Origin of the sequence: Streptomyces sp. NRRL S-1022, assembly GCF_000720135.1 — a bacterium.
Taxonomy (GTDB): Bacteria; Actinomycetota; Actinomycetes; order Streptomycetales; family Streptomycetaceae; genus Streptomyces.
Genome location: NZ_JOIU01000078.1, coordinates 1 through 2,495 on the forward strand (window position 1 = coordinate 1; position 2,495 = coordinate 2,495).

General features: G+C 65.8%; 1 protein-coding gene and 1 pseudogene. One reads left to right on the forward strand and one right to left on the reverse strand.

Translation table 11 applies throughout. From position 1 onward, the window contains the following. Positions 1-18 precede the first annotated feature (18 nt). Positions 19-896, forward strand: a pseudogene (locus IG05_RS46395) (IS5 family transposase). On the opposite strand, the gene IG05_RS0140790 reads toward IG05_RS46395, so the two are convergent. Beyond that, entirely contained in the window at positions 886-2,193 is a 1,308-nt protein-coding gene (locus tag IG05_RS0140790; RefSeq protein ID WP_078894889.1) for a PQQ-binding-like beta-propeller repeat protein, read from the reverse strand. The pseudogene IG05_RS46395 and the gene IG05_RS0140790 overlap by 11 nt on opposite strands. Positions 2,194-2,495: the final 302 nt, after the last annotated feature.

Below are 2,495 nucleotides of genomic sequence, written 5' to 3' on the forward strand. Positions count from 1 at the left end.
CTTACAGGGGCTAACACAATGAGGTGGATCGCCGCTGACTGCCGTGTCTGCAGTAGAAGTCGAGCGTTCAACCTGAGTGTGGAGAGCTCGCCGTGGGTCGTGTCAGATGAGCTGTGGGACCGCTTGGTACCGCTGCTGCCGCAACGCGAGCGGCGCGTTCGGTACCCAGGGCGCAAGCCGCTGCCGGATCGGGAGGTGCTGTGCGGCATCCTGTACGTGCTGCACACCGGGATTCAGTGGGAGTACTTGCCGAAGGAGCTGGGCTTCGGGTCGGGCATGACCTGCTGGCGGCGCCTGCGGGACTGGAACGAGGCCGGTGTCTGGCAGCGGCTGCACGAAGTCCTGCTGGCGGAACTTAATGCCGTCTCACGGCTGGACTGGTCCCGTTGCGTGGTCGACTCTTCGCACGTAAGAGCCTTAAAAGGGGGCAGCACACGGGCCCATCGCCAGTCGACCGGGGCCGGGCCGGCTCGAAACACCACTTGATCACCGACGGGCACGGCACCCCGCTCGCGGTACTGCTGACCGGCGGAAACCGCAACGACGTTACCCAGCTATTGCCGCTGCTCGACGCCATCCCGCCCGTCCGTGGCCGCGTCGGACGGCCGCGCCGCAGGCCGGACTCGCTGTTCGCCGATCGCGGCTACGACCACGAGGCCTACCGTGACCAGATCCGCGAGCGAGGCATTGTGCCGGCGATCGCCCGCCGGGGTACTCGGCACGGCACCGGGCTGGGCACCTACCGCTGGGTGGTCGAGAGGACGTTTGCCTGGTTGCACGGCTTCCGGCGCTTGCGAGTCCGCTGGGAACGCAGGGCCGACATACACGAAGCATTCCTCAAACTCGCCTGCTGCCTCATCACCCACCGACAACTCACCTCGTTGGTCAGCCGCTAGAGGGGTAGGCGACCAGGCTGGAGTCACTCAGGACGATGCCCGCCGATTCGTCGACGAGGAGCGGTGCGACCCGCGGGCTTGGCAAGTCCTTGCCCGTGCGGGCGTCGAGGGCGACCGCACCGTTGTCGGTAGTGCCGTAGACGCGGCCGTGCCAGGCCGTGGTGATCTCCGGAGCGATACGGTCGGCTTGCTTGTCCGGAAGCTGCCACGCCACCTTGCCGGTGGAGGGATTTAGGCCGTAGACAACGTAGGAGGCGGCGCCCATGCCGTAGCAGATGAGCATGCTCTGGTCGTCGTAGGTGCAGGTGGAGCCGGCGAGGTCGGCCGGGAGGGTTTGCAGAGTACGGCCGGTGCGGGGGTCGGCGAGCCGGTCGTAGTGTCCGTTGTCGTAGTCCTTGCCGTGGACGCGGAGTTGGTGCGCGCCGGCCGAGTCTGCACTCGCGGAATCGCCGAGAGGGCCCTGCCAGAGTCGTTTGCCGGTGGCGAGGTCGAATCCGGCCGGGCGCTGGTCAATGCCGATGTCGTCTTCCAGCAGTGCTCCCGCCACGGTTTGATCGGTGACTGCGCTCGCCTGGAACTTATCAGCGCTCCATACCTGGCGCGGACCGTTCAGGTCGATGCCATAGGCGGCAGCGTGGTCGTGGTGGAAGGTGGAGACACGGATAACGGCGATGCCGTTGTCCGCGCCGATGACTGAGGCCTCGGGGTCATCCTCCGTGGCCCATTCAGGCAGCCGCAGCGTGAGGTGCCAGATGGCTTTGCCGGTGTCCGCGCTGGCACCAGTGACCTCTACCACCGTGTGGCTTGCCTGTGTCCCGGTGCCGGTCTGCTTCACAACAAAGGGAGCAATGACAGTAGGAGTACCGTGGGCGGTGACGAGCAACGGGGCATCGGCGTGGTTGGTGTCGTTCCATCCGTTGCCTGTTTCGACGGGCATGTCTTCAGGCGTGACCGTAGCGGTTATCCGACCTGTTGCGGTGTCCATGGCTTGCATCTGGGTTGTGGTCGCAACGAAGGCGGTTGACTTGTAGAGGGCCACCGGCAAGGGCGCGTCCAGCGTCCCTCCCGCAGTCAGGCGCCCAGCGATGGCCTGTTCTGGCAGCCGGACCGAGTGACCGGTGGCGAACGTCGCCGGCGGATCGTGGACCGGTCGCGAAGGTGCGCTCGGCTTGGCTGACTCCGATTGCATGACTTTCGGGTGCGTCCCGTGGCTGTCATTGCTGCCGCATCCTGCCAGTGCGCTGAGAACGACAACTGCTGCGCTTACCCAACACGTGGATGCGCGCGCCAGCCGCATGCTGCTCACTCTTCCCCCGGGTTCGAACGAATCAGACGTACCGCCGCTGATCACTCTAGAGGCAGCTTCTGGCAAGCACCGACGCCCAGTTGCCTAATTCAGGCCACCCAGAGGCGGGCATCACCAGGCCACCTACGGCGTCCAGCGACTACAGCTCCAAGGCACTCGAACCCGCGGCTGAACCGAGCGCCGAGCTGTCGAACCGCCCAGCACGACCAGGCCAGGTGCTGAGGCCGAACTGAGTTCAGCGCCCTGCGAACGACTGCCGGACCGATCCATCTCATTGTGTTAGCCGCTGTTAG